Below are 16,520 nucleotides of genomic sequence, written 5' to 3'. Positions count from 1 at the left end.
AAAGGATACACGATAGCAAAAAATCGTTACTCTCTGCAGTTAAAATCTAATACAAACCAGTTCCAGATTTACTACTCACTGTTCGTCAATCCCATTGAAAAATCATTAAAAAAACCTGCAAAATAAAAATATTCATCCATACTATTATCATAGTATTGTATTAGCTTACACTTTATAGGAAATAATAATATGGACTACATTCAACGTACTGATGAACAAGGAAAATCCTACTTAGAAGTAAAAACCCAAGGCTTTACTCTTATTTCAAATCCTATTTTAAATAAAGGAACTGCCTTTTCAGATCAGGAACGATTGGACTTTTTTCTTAATGGATTACTCCCCCCAGAAGTAAGTACCATTGATGAACAGCGTAATCGATCTTATGAAGCGTTTAAGAGTAAAGCTACTGATCTGGAAAAATATATGTACATGCGCGATCTGCAGGATTCTAACGAAACGCTGTACTACAACCTAATGAAAGAACATATAGTCGAGATAATGCCCATAGTCTATACACCTATTGTTGGTGCTGCTTGCCAAAATTTCAGTCATATCTATCGTAGACCTCGCGGGCTTTTTATTGCTTATCCTAACCGCGATAAAATCGATACCATTTTGGCAAATCCTCGTTTCGATCACGTTAAAGTAATTGTGGTATCGGATGGGGAGCGTATTCTGGGTTTAGGAGATCAGGGAGCTGGAGGGATGGGGATACCTATTGGTAAACTGGCATTATATTCTGCCTGCGCAGGAATTCATCCCTCATCAACGCTTCCTATCTTGCTCGACTCAGGAACTAACAATGCTGAGTTACTCAAAGATCCTCTCTATATGGGATGGCGACATGAACGGGTACGTGATGAAGAGTATGATGAATTTGTTGAGGCCTTTATTAAAGCCATTAAGAAACGGTTCCCTAATATACTTTTACAATGGGAAGATTTTGCTCTCCAAAATGCAACTCGTTTATTAGACAAATACAGAGATCAATTGTGTACCTTTAATGATGATGTGCAAGGAACTGCTGCAATTGCAACAGGTACTTTATTATCAGCAGTTCAAGTGACCGGTATCCAATTACGCGACCAAAAAATTGTAATCGTAGGAGCAGGATCAGCTGGTTGTGGTATTGCTGAACTTATTGTTCATGCGATGATTGACGATGGCATTTCAGAAGAAAAAGCACGCTCTCAAATCTATATGATCGATCGTAATGGTTTACTTATCGAGGGAATGGGCGGCTTATTGCCCTTCCAGGAAAAATTATTAAAATCGAAAGCAGCCATTGCGAACTGGAAATGCGATAATGGCAACATGGTAAGTTTAAAAGATGTCATTAAAAATTTACATCCCAATGCGTTGGTTGGTGTATCAGCTCAACCTGGAATATTTACAGAAGAGCTGGTTCGCGAAATGGCTTCTCATGTGGATAAACCCATCATTATGCCGCTATCAAATCCTATATCTCGCAGTGAAGCAATCCCCGAGAACTTAATGAAGTGGACTAATGATCGCGCTGTAATAGGTACAGGTAGCCCATTTGGCAATATTATTAAGGATGGGAAACCATTTCGAGTGGATCAAACCAATAACGTTTATATATTTCCTGGTATGGGTTTGGGCTTGATTGCTGTAAAGGCAAAGATCGTCACCGATAAAATGTTCATGGCTGCTGCAAAAGCACTTGCAAGCTGCTCACCGGCTAAGAAAAACTCCAAAGCCAATTTATTACCATCCCTGGATACAGTGAGAGAGGTCTCTTACCAGGTAGCCTTGGCTGTAGCCAAAGAAGCAGTTAAAAGTAAATTGGCGGAGCCTATGACAGATGAGCAATTAGAAAAGTGTATTCATCAACACGTTTGGGAACCAGTTTATGTTCCCTATCGCCGTGCCAAATCTTAAAAATCCTCAAATCATCAGATGATGGGCTTAACTGCTCTTCATTTGATGATTTTGCTTATAGATCAAGCATCTACTTTCTTATCTCTAATCTAATTAGAGCTTGAAATGGCAATTCATTTAGTACGATACTTTAACCATGGGCTCCAGAATTAGCCCCTCAGCTTCGTTAATCCAGGAAGGATGAATAAGCTGTAGTAATTATATGCAGAACTTTAACAAAGGAGCAGTATTATGCCAAGGAAGACAAACAGCAAAGAGCAGATCAATAAAGCTAAATTTGATGAGGTGTGTAACGAGCTGATACAAATCAGAAAAGACCTTAGCCCTAAAAAATGCCAGTCCTTAAATAGTTACTCAGCAATACTTATTCGATACAACCTCATCAATACTCAATCTGATGAAATCAAAGAATATACTACCAAGCATCCCTCCGCCAAAAATAAACTTCGTAGCTTAGAAAGTAAAATTGCCATTTTGATGGCCAACCACAATTTAAAATATGGAATACAGCCAGATTATGACTTTATTGAAGAAAAAAAAGAGGCTACCCCTAATAAAGAAGAACAGGAAAAAGAATATAAAAAACAACAATTCATTAAAGAAAAGACACTGCGGGAAAAAAAGTTAAGTGAATATACTAAGTTGATTAAACAATTAGAAGCAAAGCGTGACGAATTTCATACACGATATCCCAATGATTCATGTGATGACATAACTAATGCATATGGTGCCTCCTGCCAACTAGTCAATATTCTCAACGGATATGCTGAGTCTTATAAAAATCAAGACATCACTCTGACCCAATTTAAAGAAAACTCGTCCAGAGTCATTCAAAACAGGCGCAGTGGGGTGCTGGGTGAACATAGGGGCGTTAAAGAACTATTGATTAATATTTTATTGGTCATTGGTACTCTTGGAATAGGTTATGCGGTTGCCGCCCTGTTTACTCAAAATCTCTCACCAATAAAATGCAATACTGACACCGTAAATCTGCTTACTAAAACCAAGGAAATACTGGATGAAGTAGGCGAAGTTAATGGAGTAAGCATCTAAAATCACACTCAGTAAGCGAAGTCGTAAAGTATAGCATACAGTGCTTTCAACCTGAGGGCTCATCAGTTTTTAGATGTAGCTGAGGAAAATGCAAACTTGTAACCCAGGCTCGGGGTAGTACAACGTCATCCTGCACGTAGTGAAGGATCTCCACATGTGGACACAGTACTCAGATCAGGAGATCTCTCACTGAGTTTGAGATGACGTTAATTGCTTAGGATTTAATCTTTCAAGCTTTTTAGGTTAGTGTCACAATAACTATAAAATTAAATTTAAAACTTCTTTGCTAAGTGTTTTTTTATTACAATATAACCGATATTTAGGCTATGGTGAGCGCACTCATGGAAAATTTCGCACCACTAAAAAACACAATCACTAGTGATATGATGCATAACCGTAATTGCCATGCCTATCTTCTGCAATTAAAGCCTTTTATTCATCAAGAAATCCTCAACTTAGAACCGACTTTAACTCCTTTAGCGACTCTAAGCGAAAAGTACAATGAGCTATTTCCTTATGGCAATTTATACTCACAAGTCATTGAAACTTTAGAAAATCAGATTGACTCATTGTATCTTAATCTTAATGCAGAACAGATTAACATCCTGGATGACTTGGTTTTTGCTGTTTATCATAATGATAATTTAATCCTGGAACACACTCACTGGATAAATGATATAGGAGTGCAGACCAGACCGATGCAGACGGATACTAGTAGAAGAATCCAACGCAAATTAGAAGATAATAATTCGCGTATTAATAGACGCTCACCCAATCAAGCAGGAAATATTCTAAATCTGATAGGGGCATTCTTTTCATTAAACTATAAACCTCAGTTGGATACCAATCTCCCCTCACTCAAGAATTACTCGTACAGAAAAAATACCGAACCCACAGAATATCGTTTCAGTACTCAAGCACAACGTCATAACGGTACAGTTCGTATTAGTCCTTTATTCAAACGCTGGCTTACTATAAAAGCTCAAAAATCTCCCCCTGAGCAATCAATATGTCATATTTATTTTAATAATTTGGGTCTGGACCGAAGTGACTTTGATTTTGCTGGTTCAAAAGAAAGAAATTTTTCTTTAGCACTTCATGAATTAGAGGACGATCCCTCCCTCAAAATTGCAGTTATCACCTTCCCAGCCAGTAAATCGTTAATGGATGATGAGCTTTATAAAAAAACAACCGATCAGCTTGCTTATGCCTCAGTTTTTAAAGAGCTCATTGAAATAGCTAAAGGCAATGAACATCAAAGTGGTGTATCGGATTTTCATATTAGTAGCAAAATCCGAAACCAATTATTTGGTACTAAAGAAAATCAGTTAAAAATACTAAAAAAATTGCTGGCCCGCAGCTTCAAAGCTCAGGGAATTAATCCTTCAGACACTCTATCGACCGCGCAAAAGCAAGCAGTCTGGGTACATTTCACTAAATTTGAATTAACTAATTATATAATAAATACCTTAAAACCTCAGAGTTATAACTTTTCTTGTAAAGATGCAATTGACAGAGGGGCGGTATCTTCTATCTATTATAATTTATTCAAATCATTTCAATCAGAAAACCCCATACAAAAAGAAGAGTTTGAAAGAGCGATTGATGCTGCTGCAGCCAATGTTAAAGGACGCGGAATGAACTTTCATCGAAAAATTATTTGGAGCGCTCTGGATAATTATGTCGATGCACATTATGACGACTTGGTAAAAGACAGTCAAAGGGCATGGTTAATCTTCTGGCGCGATATGAATTGTCCTCACTCACGAGTTCAACAGCTGCTTAACACTAAAATCATTCAATGCCAGAAACAGCTTGATTCATTACCCTCTGAATACGATACGCTGAAAAAAACAGGGAACAGGCTGATATCTGCAATACAAAAACAATACTTGGCACAAATCAAGGGACAAAGATTATTACTGGAGTTAGTCTCCCGTACTTCTGAATTATTAACTACAAATTCCACATCGTTGCAGTCAATTCAATCCTATAGAAATCTCACTAAAGAATTGAAAATTAATCAACCCGCATTATATGTTATCGGGGGTTTAGCTGAAATCTTTTTAGGTATCCTTTTATATATTCCCTCCTTCGGCTATTCCAAATCTCTAATAACTCATGGTTTTTCTACATATGATACTGGTTTTTTTGCTTCCTCAAGAATACTAATGAATCAAGATATCATTGATTTTTCAGAGACTTACATAAGTGCCGCCATTGTCTGATGACTTAAAATGTATCTAAGATAAATTCCTCCGGTTTAACACGGATAAATTTTTTATAGGCAACGTTGAAATAATATAATAGTGACTAAGTAATGAGTCATTTGGCTATCCAGTTATGAGAGATAATAATTGGCCTGAATGTATTTCAGGCCAATCAAAATTCTTTAGTTTATATTGTTAGAATCGAGCCAGAGGGATCATTTTTACTGCCTTCCTCCGCTTTTTGCGGTGCAAAAAAACGACCGAACTCAAGACCTTTCTCTCCTGAAGCAGAAGAAATAGACTCTTTTTTCTCACTTACTTCATTAGACAGAATATTCTCACTTTTGGCGTCACATACAGGCACTCCAGGAAGTATCGATTTTTCTTTATCAACAGGATTTAACAAAGCCTCTTTCATTTTTAATAAGTCAGGGCCTAATTCAAAAATCAATTTTATAATTACTGACGCAATTATTTGTTGATGTTCTCTAGGTACAAGAGGTTGAGAGCAAACTTGCCCAGGATGATCCATCAAATGATCACCGTGTTCTATATAATTTCTTAAAGCCCTTAGATTCTCATACTCCTTACCGAGATATTTAGAAAGTTGAGCAACATCCAATTCGCGTATTCTGTCCAAATGCTGCAAGGCCTGACCCGCATTATATGCTAAGGCATCATTTAACTCAGGATTCGATGCTAAGAGCGCAGCTAACAAACTCTTTATTTTCGTCGAACAGTCCGATTTTTCAAGAACCTTCCAAGACTGTAACAGCTTGAGACACCCCATCTCTATTAAAAATTCTTCTAAATTATTAATTGCCTCTATAGCGGCGTTAATACGCTTCTTCGGATTTAGCATATGCTCTTGCCGGGGAGATTGAAGCAAATTTTGTGCAAGTGCACGTATGTTGTTTAATCCTTTATATTTACTTTCTCTTTCTAACTCTCGCTTTTTTGCTGCTTCTTCGATTTGCTGACGTTTCTGATTTCTCTCCTCCTGGCTGGATTTATTTGCAGTCGCCTTGGTCATAATTTTTGCCAATTGACTATATTTCTCCCGGTCGTCTTTTCGAGGAGGTAAATGCTGTAACAAAGTACCCACTTCCATTTTATTGGGCAGTGGACCTGTACCATCAAAAATAGCGCGGCAGCGATTTTGAATTTCCACGCTGGCTGTTTTATGTTCCATTAAAGCGCTAAGAAACTGTTCTTCTTCTTTCTCGGAAACCCGACGCTTTATTATTTCAACCTCTGCCTCTTCTATTTTAGGAGCACTTTTTTCTTGCTGCGCTGCTAATATTTTTTTCCAATAGGCTTTCGCGTCATTATCATAAGGTCCAATGAGCTTTTCACGTGATTCAAGAATGTTATGTAATCTGAACCATAGATCGCTTACTTCTTCACCAACTATCTTTTTCAATCTTTCTTGATCAGATAAAAGAGTATCTATTTTCTCTTTATTATCTCTTTCGTCTTGGTGAGTTATTCCATCTCGGATGGTAATCAATGCACGCCAATCAATACTGTCATCCAGGTCAAATAATTCACTGGAAAAATTTTTCCCCGTAAATAGCTCGCCAATTAATTGAAGTCTTCGCAATGCTGCATGACGACCTGATTTCTTCGATAAATCAAACTTTTGTTGGTACTCTTTGCCTATTGGGGGGGGATTTCCTGTAACCGGCGTGTAAGGACTAGAGCCTTTTTGAGGTGGGGAAATAGTATTTTCTGAGTAATTTAACAAGTTCAATAAACTTAGAATATTTTTATTATCCCCTATTCTACCGGTTAGGGCTTTAGTCGCGACTAATGATACAGGGGCCACTGAATCAGTGAGTTGATTTTTTTCTTGTGTATAGACCTCTTCAAAAAATTTCTTCATTGCTGGCATGTCCAGATTAATAATATCTGGAATAGCCTCCTCAAGAACTTCAGCTGTATCGGCAAGTTCTGCAAAAAAACGCTTTGTGAAAGGCAAACAATGTGAAGATTGTTTATCAGATAAATCTCTCACAGGTAAAGAAATAAAATTGTTTTGCGGCTCAAATTTCATTATACCGCCCAGTTGCTCTAGCGTGATCCAGGTAAAAGGTACCGGAGAGAATAGTTTACTATACTTTCCTCGTGTTTCACCCGATAAATTCTGAACGGTTGTACCAATTTCTGCAAGATAGTTTCTTGCCAATTGTACTCCCAGGTTATAAAGATTCTCTTGCTGATACTGGCTCAACTTACAAGTGACAGGCAGTTGGTTTCCATTATCAAGATTGCTGAAATATCTCACCAGAAAATCAACTCGCCGAGAAATATATTCAAGACGTTCCAAATCAAATTGAGCATTTTCTTCATCGGTGAGGAATTTATTTTTATCAGGTAACTGGGCATACAATGAATCTAACTCTATTCGCTCTTTGTTAAAATCTTCCTTCAACTGAGTTAATAAGAACTGTACTGCCTTTCCTCCATTTTCATAATAAATATCATCTGCACTTCTGCTATGTATATCTTGCAAATTAGCATTTGCACCAGCTTTTTTGAGTAAGAAAAAAAGTCCATTACTTCTATTTTCAGCGGCATATATAACTGGGGTCTTTTTATCTGTCACTTTCCTGGTATTCACATCGATGGATAGATGCTCTCTATATTGAAGCAATATTTCAACGAATTTAAACAAAGTCGAATTAGTACTCTTACAGTTTTCGCAAGCATACAACAATGCTTTGTTGTATCTCTTTTCCTTAACTAACTCTAAAAATTTTTGTCCTTTCTTATCCTGTCTTGTAATTCCTATGGCCTTTAATTCTTTGAGTAGGTTTTGATGATGCATTTATCTCATCTCCAATGGTTATTAATTGCAATAGCACAGCATCATATTGGTTATGATGAACATGCACTCTTCTCCATCATCCCTCAATAATATGTTGAGGCTGGCGGAGTTCAAATTTTGTTCTAAAAAAATCAGCCTATGGTACTTTTCAAACATTAAGAAAATATTAAGAAAATATAATTTTTTTGATTTTGAATAGCATTCAGTAGCCATATTTGACGGCCTCCCTCCTTTAAGCTATTGTTTAATCTTCAGTTTAGAGCTAAAAGTTATGGTCAAATCACATAAAGAACTAATTGATACAATAAATGCTAGTAAAAAAAATATGGTGGAGCAGCTCCATCAATTTTGTGAAATCAATTCAGGTACTGCCAATTTAGCAGGGCTTGCAGTCATGGCAAAAACATTGCACTCAGCTTATGAGTCAATCGCAGATACCATTCACAGTAAAAAATTAAATCCTTTGTCCCTCATTAATATGACAGGTAACAGTGCCGTACAGCACTTCGGCGATGTGTTGTTCATCAGCAAACGGCCCCATTTAAAAAGAAGGATTCTGTTAAGCGGTCATATGGATACCGTCTATTCGGCAACTCATCCTTTTCAAAAATTAACGTATGTCAATGACAATTATGTAAATGGGCCAGGGGTAGCGGATATGAAAGGTGGGCTTATTGTCATGTTGCATGCTTTGTCTGCCTTTGAAAAAAGTGACATTTCTTCGGAAATGGGTTGGGATGTATTGATCAATTCTGATGAGGAAATAGGTTCACCGGCCTCCAGTGTACTTTTTGATGAACTGGCCCCTAATTATCAAGCCGCATTAGTTTATGAACCGGCAATGACCGCAACAGGTACGCTGGCTAAAAATCGAAAAGGCAGCGGCAAATTAACTGTTGTTGCGACCGGAAAAGCAGCTCACGCCGGCAGAGCCTTTGATGAAGGAAGAAATGCTATTTGCTATTTGGCAGAAGCAGTTACCGCAATTCATGCATTAAATGGACAATGTGATGGCGTAACGATTAATGTGGGGAAAATTGCTGGCGGCGAGGCATTGAACATCGTTCCTGATAAGGCGGTAGCTCAGCTCGATATCCGGATTAGTTTACCTGAAAACGAATTTTGGGTTAGAGAACAGCTTGATAATATTATTAACCAATTAAAACGCTCTGATTATTCTTTAAGTGTTCATGGTGGTTTTGGCAGACCAGTAAAACGAGTGTGCCCAGGTACAGAACGCCTTTTTAAACGCGTGCAAAATTTAGGTAAAGAATTAGGTTTATCGATAGATTGGAAAGACAGCGGCGGATGTTGTGATGGAAACAATCTGGCCCGTCACGGATTAGCAGTTCTGGATACCTTGGGGGTTAGAGGAGGCAACATCCATAGTGCTGAAGAATATATCTTACTCGATAGTTTACCAGAGCGCGCCGCTCTTAGTGCTCTACTTTTAATTGATTTAGCGCAAGGCGGCCTGGAGGATCTAAAAAAATGATGCTTTTTCGCAGTGCCCGCAACTCAGATTTAGATGCTATTCATCATTTGGCTGAGCAAAGCGGTGTGGGAATGACCACTCTTCCTAAAGATAAAGAATTGCTCAAAAAACGTCTTGAATGGTCCAGTGATTCTTATAAAAAAAAGGTTCTCAAACCCACACATGAATATTATTTTTTTGTTCTGGAAGATCAAAGCAGCAAAAAAATAGTGGGTACCTCCGCCATAGAAGCCAAAACCGGATATGAAACCCCTTTTTATTCTTATAAAGTCTCCAAGCGCACCAGAATATGTCATTCATTGAATATACGCAGTGAATATCAAGTGTTAAGTCTTGTAAATGACAATCAAGGACGCACTGAAATCTGCACCCTTTTTCTGGAGCCGCAATATAGAAAAAATAATAATGGATTACTGCTTTCCAAAGGACGTTTCTTGTTCATGGCTCAGCATCCTAATCGTTTTACCCCCACAGTGATTGCCGAAATGCGCGGTATTTCTGATGAGAATGGTCAATCTCCTTTTTGGGAAAATGTTGGATTTCATTTTTTTCATATGCCCTTTGCAGAGGCCGATCGATTAACATTGGCAACCAATAAGCAATTTATAGCTGATTTGATGCCGCGAAATCCTATCTATGTCAAATTGCTTTCGTCAGAAGCTCAGGCAGCAATAGGAAAACCACATCAGTCTACAGTACCCGCAATGACTATTTTATTGAAAGAGGGTTTTCGCTATAACAATTACATTGATATCTTTGACGCAGGCCCAACCATTGAGGCACCAATTAATGAAATTAAAACCATCAATTTAAGTCGCATTATGGTGATAAAAAACATCAGTGATGAAGTCAGTAGTCATGAATTTCTATTAGCCACTACTCAATTAGATTTTCGCGCCACAATTAATTATGCCGTGTTTAATCAACAAGAGAATACCTGTATTATAGGTAAAGAAACAGCGGCTCTTCTAAAAGTTAAATGCGGGGACTCCCTTCGCGTATCTCCCATTCAAATTAATCAGGCTCCTTCATTCCAATAAGGAAAAAAGATGTCTAAATTTCAAATCATACAAAGCAAAGGCCAATACATTCAAGGCTCATGGGTGAAAGGAACTGGAAACACCCTGGAATCCATCAATCCAGCCTATGGCACCCTCCTTTGGCAAGGAAATAATGCATCGGAAAATGAAATTGTCACAGCAAGCGCAGCAGCACGGCATGCTCTTTCATCCTGGTCTTCTTTAAGCTTTGAACAACGAGCACAATATACTAAGGAATTTGCGCAACAAGTAGAAAAAAATCGCGCTCAAATAGCACAATTAATTTCTTTGGAAACGGGAAAACCGTTATGGGAATCACAAACGGAAGTCACTGCAGTTATCGGTAAAATCAGTTTATCCATTCAATCTTACCAAGAAAGAACCTGGCCTAAAGAAACACCTTCCGCTGAAGCCAATGCCCACCTTCGATTTAAGCCACAAGGGGTTGTAGTAGTGTTAGGGGCTTTTAATTTTCCAGCCCATTTAAGTAATGGACATATAGTTCCAGCTCTTCTTGCTGGTAACACCATTCTTTACAAGCCCAGTGAGCAGACTCCTGCCGTTGCCGAGCTGATTATGCAATGCTGGCACAATAGTGGTTTACCAGCGGGAGTACTCAACTGTTTACAAGGTGATGCAACTTGTGGAAAAACTTTATTATCCCAAGACATCCAGGGTGTTTATTTTACGGGCAGCTACCCTACTGGCTTGCGTATTCATCAACAATTCAGTCAAAGACCGGAAGTGATTCTCGCGCTTGAAATGGGCGGAAATAACCCATTAGTTATTGATGAAATCAGCAATCTAAATGCTGCAGTTTACCAAACCATCCTTTCGACATTAATCACCTCAGGTCAACGCTGTACCTGCGCCAGACGAGTCATGATTCCAAATTCGCACCAGGGCGATGAGTTTCTGAAGCGTTTTCTTAAAGTATGTGCTTCAGTAAGAGTAAGCCCCTTTGATAATCAACCAGAGCCTTTTATGGGGCCAGTAATTAGCCATGTTCAAGCGCTAAAACATCTTCATGCGCAAAAAAAACTCGTTGAATCTGGAGGCAAGTTATTACTTGCCATGAACCTTCTAGCAGAATATACGGGCTTACTGTCGCCAGGAGTCATTGATATGACTCAGGTAAAAAATCCTGCGGACGAAGAGGTTTTTGCCCCTTTTGTCCAAATCTATCGTTATGATGATTTTGAGCAAGCCATACAGTTAGCGAATCAAACACGCTATGGCTTATGTGCGGGCTTACTCAGTGATCATGAATCACACTACCAACATTTTTATCGCTCTGTTCGTGCTGGTTTAATTAATTGGAACAGACCGACTACCGGCGCTGCAAGCAGCCTTCCTTTTGGTGGAGTTGGATTAAGCGGTAACCATAGACCCAGTGCTTTTTTTGCAGCCGATTATTGTTCTTATCCCGTTGCCAGCATGGAGCAACCTCTTTTGAATACACCGGCACAACTGTTACCGGGCATTGCATTGGAAGAACATATATGAATATTGAATTAAACATGGATGGTCTGGTAGGTTTAACCCATCATTATGCTGGGCTTGCCTCTGGTAACGTTGCTTCCGCGACGAATGCATTAAGCCCATCTAATCCCCAGGCAGCAGCAAGACAAGGCCTGGATAAAATGCGTTTGTTGCATAATATGGGACTAAAACAAGGAATATTGCCGCCCCATCAGCGCCCGAATCTGCATTTACTGTACCAGCTGGGTTTTACAGGCACCGCTGTGGCACAAATAAATAAGGCCAGTAAAACAGCGCCGGAATTACTCAGTGCCTGTTACTCTGCCTCAAGTATGTGGACGGCCAATGCGGCGACTGTTTCCGCAAGCCTTGATACATTGGATAATAAAGTTCATTTTACCGCTGCAAATTTAGTGAGTAATTTACATCGACATCAGGAAGCTGATTTTTCTAAAAAACTATTACATACTATTTTTTCAAGTTCCAATTTTTTTTATCACCACCCGGTGTTGCCGAAATCCACTATTACAGGCGATGAAGGAGCGGCAAATCATAACCGTTTATGTCAAAGCCACGGTCATCCTGGTATTAATTTATTCGTTTACGGGAAAAAAGCGTTACGAACCCACTCATCTTATTCTGAACCTAAAAAATACCCAGCCAGACAAACCAAAGAAGCTTCTGAAGCGATAGTGCGTAGCCATCAATTAAATCCCGAACACGTGATTTTCGCCTGTCAAAACTCAGATGCCATTGATCAAGGAGTTTTTCACAATGATGTTATTTCTGTGGCGAACGAATCAGTATTTCTTATCCATGCTGAAGCATTTCACGATCAGGAGAATATTCTAAATACATTAAGAAACAAGGCTCAATTTCCCTTAACGATTATCGAATTATCCAAAGATCAACTCAGTATTAAAGATGCAGTAGAGACCTACCTCTTTAATTCACAATTGATAAGTTTACCTGACCAAAAGGGTATGATTTTAATCGCACCTTTTGAATGTCAAAATAATCCCCGGGTTAAAACATGTATTGAAACCCTATTATCTGATAGTTCCAATCCTGTTAATCAGGTGCATTACCTTGATCTGAAGCAAAGCATGCGTAATGGCGGTGGCCCCGCCTGTTTAAGATTGCGAGTTCCTTTAAATAAAGAGGAGCTTGCCGCAATGCATCAGGGAGTTTTAATTGATAACCAACTATTAGCTCGATTAGATCAATGGATTTTAAAACACTACCGTACTGAATTGCATGCTGATGATTTAGCCGACCCACAACTAATGAATGAAAGTTTCTATGCGCTGGATGAATTGACTCAAATTTTAGGGCTAGGCTCCATTTATCCTTTTCAAAATGAGTTGACTCAGTAAATGAGATGGAAAACAAAATTTGGTAAATGCATTTACGTCTCCCCATCAGGCTATAAAGTCTATCAAAATTTTTTTTATCGATGGCTAACTCTCGGCAGTAGTGCACTTCAAACAGTAATGAATAGATATAATCCTAAAAAACCTGTTTTATATTACATACCTATTCTTAGCCTCATGGCTCGTAAACTTCCTGGTGATAGCTGTTTACTTGGTCTTGGCGGTGCCAGTGTGGCGCAATTATTAGCCTCAGAGATCCCTGGTCACTCTATCACTGCGGTAGACAGTAGTGAGGAAGTAATTCAAATTGCGAAGCAATTTTTTATGGTAGACAGTATTCCCGGTTTAACTATAGTTCATCAAAATGCCAATGATTATGTTCGAGAATGCAACACGACCTACAATCACTTAATGGTTGATTTATACGATGCCAATAACTTCCCTGCTGAATGTAATAATGATGAGTTTTTTATTCAGGCAAAAAATAGATTAAAGGACAATGGATTTCTAACTGTGAATTTAGCCAATTATAAAGAACAATGGCCTATTTTTGAGATGATCAAAAAACAGTTCAAAAACACCTTGGTTATTCCGGTAAAAAAAAGTGCCAATATAGTCATCATTGCTTCTGCACAGGGAGACAAAGAAACATTTATTAAACAGATGCAATCCTATCCCGAAATAAAACGTATTATCTGGATGGACTCGTGGGACTATGTTGGGAAATATAAAAATTGATGCGTTGCTTATGATGCATTATCTCAAGTAAGTATTCCGGGACATATAAACTTCGTCATTGCAAGCCTTTAAACTTCGTCATTGCGAGCCTTGGCGAGGCAATCCAGAACGATGTTTTGTTATAATTCCGTACTGGATTGCTTCACTTCGTTCGCAACGACGACCATTTGGTCTGTGCTATTTTAATACAATTTATATTTCCATCAAATCTTTTTCTTTCTCAACAAGTACCGCATCTACTTCAGCAATATACTTATCAGTTAGTTTTTGAATGACTTCAGTTGCGCGACGCTCATCATCTTCAGAAATCGCTTTCTCTTTAACCAGCTCTTTCAATTGATTATTCGCATCTCTACGGATATTTCGAATTGATACGCGGCCTTGCTCGCCTTCATTACGAACTACTTTGATTAACTCCTTGCGACGCTCTTCGGTCAAAGGAGGCATAGGTACTCGAATGGCACTTCCTGCAGTTGCTGGATTTAAACCTAAATCAGAGGTCAAAATAGCTTTTTCAATAGCGGCTACCATAGATTTCTCCCAAGGAGTAACTGTGATAGTCCGCGCATCGCTAGTAGTTATATTAGCTACCTGACTCAGAGGAGTTAGGTTTCCATAATAATCAACTTGCACATGATCTAGTAAACCGGCATTTGCCCTTCCTGTGCGAATTTTGGTCATATCAGTTCGCAATACTTCAATGGTTTTCTTCATTCGCTTTTCTGAATCTTGCTTAATGTCATTGATCATGATTCGCTCCGACAATAGTTCCTACTCGTTCTCCAAGTACAATTCGTTTCAAGGCCTGAGGTGCTGCCATATCAAAAACCTGCAATGGCATTCCTTGATCCTGACATAAACAAATCGCCGTAGAGTCCATAACTTCCAATCCCTTTGTTAATACCTCTTTATAAGTCAAATAGTCATAACGAATGGCATTAGGATTTTTCATAGGGTCTTCTGAATACACTCCATCAACCTTTGTTGCTTTCAAAACAACATCAGCGCCAATTTCTATAGCTCTTAAGCAAGCAGCTGTATCCGTTGTAAAAAAGGGGTTACCAGTTCCAGCTGCAAAAATCACTACATGTCCAGTACGTAAATGGGTAATTGCTTTACGCCTATGGTATGAGTCAACTACCCCCATCATAGGAATAGCCGACATAATACGTGCTGGCAAATCAATACGCTCTAAAGAATCACGCATTGCCAAGGCATTCATCACGGTCGCAAGCATCCCCATATGATCACCAGTGACGCGCCCTACACCGGCTTTGGATAGTGCCTTTCCACGGAATAAATTACCGCCACCTAGAACCAGACCAACTTCTACACCCATATTTATTAATTCAGCCACATCCTTGGCTAAAGTATCTAACACCGAGGGGTCAATGCCAAACTGTGACTGTCCCATTAGAGCTTCGCCACTAAACTTGAGAAGTATCCGTTTGTATTTTAATTTAGGGTGACTGTCACTCATCATTTACGAACCTGAGCCATCACTTCTTCAACGAAGTTATCTTCTTTTTTCTCTATGCCTTCACCCACTTCATAACGAATAAATGAAATAACTTCAGCATTTTTTTCTTTTAACAATTGGCCGACTTTGATATTAGGATCTTTAACATAAGGTTGACCTAATAAGCTTACTTCATCAATAAATTTGTTAATTCGGCCTTCGATCATCTTATCAATGATTTCTTGTGGTTTGCCACTTTCTTTGGCTTGAGCTGTGAAAATATCACGTTCATTTTCGATTGCTTCAGCTGATACTTGATCACGATTAACTACTATCGGTTTGCTTGCAGCAATATGCATGGCTATATCTTTGGCAAGTGCTTCATCACCGTTCTTCAGCGCAACCATCACACCGATACGAGAACCGTGTAAATAATAACCGACAACACCACCTTCACAATGCATTCTTTCCATGCGACGCAATTTGATGTTTTCACCAATTTTAGCGACTAACTCTTGTCTTGCCTGTTCAACAGTAATACCAGTAGGCAGAGTTTGGTTGGATAATGCGGCAACATCGCTAACAGAACTATTCAATGCAGCTTCTGCAACTTTATTAGCAAAATCAGTAAAGTTCTCATCACGAGCTACGAAATCGGTTTCACTATTGATCTCAATCATGACTGATGTACGCTCATCAGCAGAACGAGCAATAACTATGATTCCTTCGGCAGCCACTCTATCCGCTTTTTTATCTGCCTTTGCCTGGCCAGCCTTACGCATTTCAGTTATTGCTGCTTCGATATCACCGTTAGTTGCTATAAGAAACTTTTTACATTCCATCATGCCAGCGCCTGTACGCTCACGCAGTTGCATTACTAATCCAGCACTAATTGTTGACATTTTCAATTCTCCACATAGCAAAAAGGGGGCTAGTTA

The 16,520-nt window shown here is 38.8% G+C and carries 12 protein-coding genes; 8 read left to right on the top strand and 4 right to left on the bottom strand.

All coding sequences use genetic code 11. From position 1 onward, the window contains the following. Window positions 1–189: 189 nt before the first annotated feature. The 3 genes from LOX96_RS06440 (at window position 190) to LOX96_RS06430 (ending at window position 5,183) form a co-directional block, all read left to right on the top strand. Window positions 190–1,902 carry an NAD-dependent malic enzyme gene (locus LOX96_RS06440; protein WP_250421640.1) on the top strand — a complete coding sequence of 571 codons (1,713 nt, stop codon included), beginning with the start codon at window positions 190–192 and terminating at the stop codon, window positions 1,900–1,902. 231 nt (window positions 1,903–2,133) lie between these two features. Beyond that, the gene (locus LOX96_RS06435) at window positions 2,134–2,955 is read left to right on the top strand and encodes a hypothetical protein (protein WP_250421639.1); all 822 of its coding nucleotides are present in this window, start codon (window positions 2,134–2,136) and stop codon (window positions 2,953–2,955) included. A 341-nt stretch (window positions 2,956–3,296) separates the two neighbouring features. Further along, window positions 3,297–5,183, top strand: coding sequence for a hypothetical protein (locus LOX96_RS06430; protein ID WP_250421638.1), 1,887 nt, complete (start codon window positions 3,297–3,299; stop codon window positions 5,181–5,183). A gap of 169 nt (window positions 5,184–5,352) precedes the next feature. On the opposite strand, the gene LOX96_RS06425 is transcribed toward LOX96_RS06430, so the two are convergent. Then, on the bottom strand, window positions 5,353–7,995 hold the full coding sequence (locus LOX96_RS06425) for an ankyrin repeat domain-containing protein (protein WP_250421637.1): 2,643 nt from the start codon (window positions 7,993–7,995) through the stop codon (window positions 5,353–5,355). Between the two features lie 271 nt (window positions 7,996–8,266). Between LOX96_RS06425 and LOX96_RS06420 the strand changes: the two genes are divergently transcribed. Genes LOX96_RS06420 through LOX96_RS06400 form a run of 5 tightly spaced genes read left to right on the top strand, consistent with a single transcriptional unit; the run spans window position 8,267 to window position 14,123 of the window. Then, window positions 8,267–9,490, top strand: a complete 1,224-nt coding sequence (locus LOX96_RS06420) for a hydrolase (protein WP_250421636.1) — start codon at window positions 8,267–8,269, stop codon at window positions 9,488–9,490. After that, window positions 9,487–10,530, top strand: a complete 1,044-nt coding sequence (gene astA / locus LOX96_RS06415) for an arginine N-succinyltransferase (protein WP_250421635.1) — start codon at window positions 9,487–9,489, stop codon at window positions 10,528–10,530. The genes LOX96_RS06420 and astA overlap by 4 nt, the downstream gene beginning before the upstream one ends. 9 nt (window positions 10,531–10,539) lie before the next feature. Beyond that, on the top strand, window positions 10,540–12,036 hold the full coding sequence (gene astD, locus LOX96_RS06410) for a succinylglutamate-semialdehyde dehydrogenase (RefSeq protein ID WP_250421634.1): 1,497 nt from the start codon (window positions 10,540–10,542) through the stop codon (window positions 12,034–12,036). Next, window positions 12,033–13,388 carry an N-succinylarginine dihydrolase gene (astB, locus tag LOX96_RS06405; RefSeq protein WP_250421633.1) on the top strand — a complete coding sequence of 452 codons (1,356 nt, stop codon included), beginning with the start codon at window positions 12,033–12,035 and terminating at the stop codon, window positions 13,386–13,388. The genes astD and astB overlap by 4 nt, the downstream gene beginning before the upstream one ends. After that, on the top strand, window positions 13,389–14,123 hold the full coding sequence (locus LOX96_RS06400; protein ID WP_250421632.1) for a spermine/spermidine synthase domain-containing protein: 735 nt from the start codon (window positions 13,389–13,391) through the stop codon (window positions 14,121–14,123). 192 nt (window positions 14,124–14,315) lie between these two features. Here the strand turns inward: LOX96_RS06400 and frr are convergent, their stop codons facing one another. From frr to tsf, 3 genes are read right to left on the bottom strand one after another with little or no spacing between them, the layout of a single operon-like run. Continuing rightward, window positions 14,316–14,873, bottom strand: coding sequence for a ribosome recycling factor (gene frr / locus LOX96_RS06395; protein ID WP_250421631.1), 558 nt, complete (start codon window positions 14,871–14,873; stop codon window positions 14,316–14,318). Further along, complete coding sequence (pyrH, locus tag LOX96_RS06390; protein ID WP_250421629.1) at window positions 14,863–15,606, bottom strand: UMP kinase; 744 nt, start codon at window positions 15,604–15,606, stop codon at window positions 14,863–14,865. The genes frr and pyrH overlap by 11 nt, the downstream gene beginning before the upstream one ends. Beyond that, window positions 15,603–16,484, bottom strand: coding sequence for a translation elongation factor Ts (tsf, locus tag LOX96_RS06385; RefSeq protein ID WP_250421628.1), 882 nt, complete (start codon window positions 16,482–16,484; stop codon window positions 15,603–15,605). The genes pyrH and tsf overlap by 4 nt, the downstream gene beginning before the upstream one ends. Window positions 16,485–16,520: the final 36 nt, after the last annotated feature.

This window comes from Legionella maioricensis (assembly GCF_023618015.1).
Classification (GTDB): domain Bacteria; phylum Pseudomonadota; class Gammaproteobacteria; order Legionellales; family Legionellaceae; genus Legionella; species Legionella maioricensis.
Note: the sequence above shows the minus strand (reverse complement) of the source record. Positions and strands in the feature narration are given on the sequence as shown.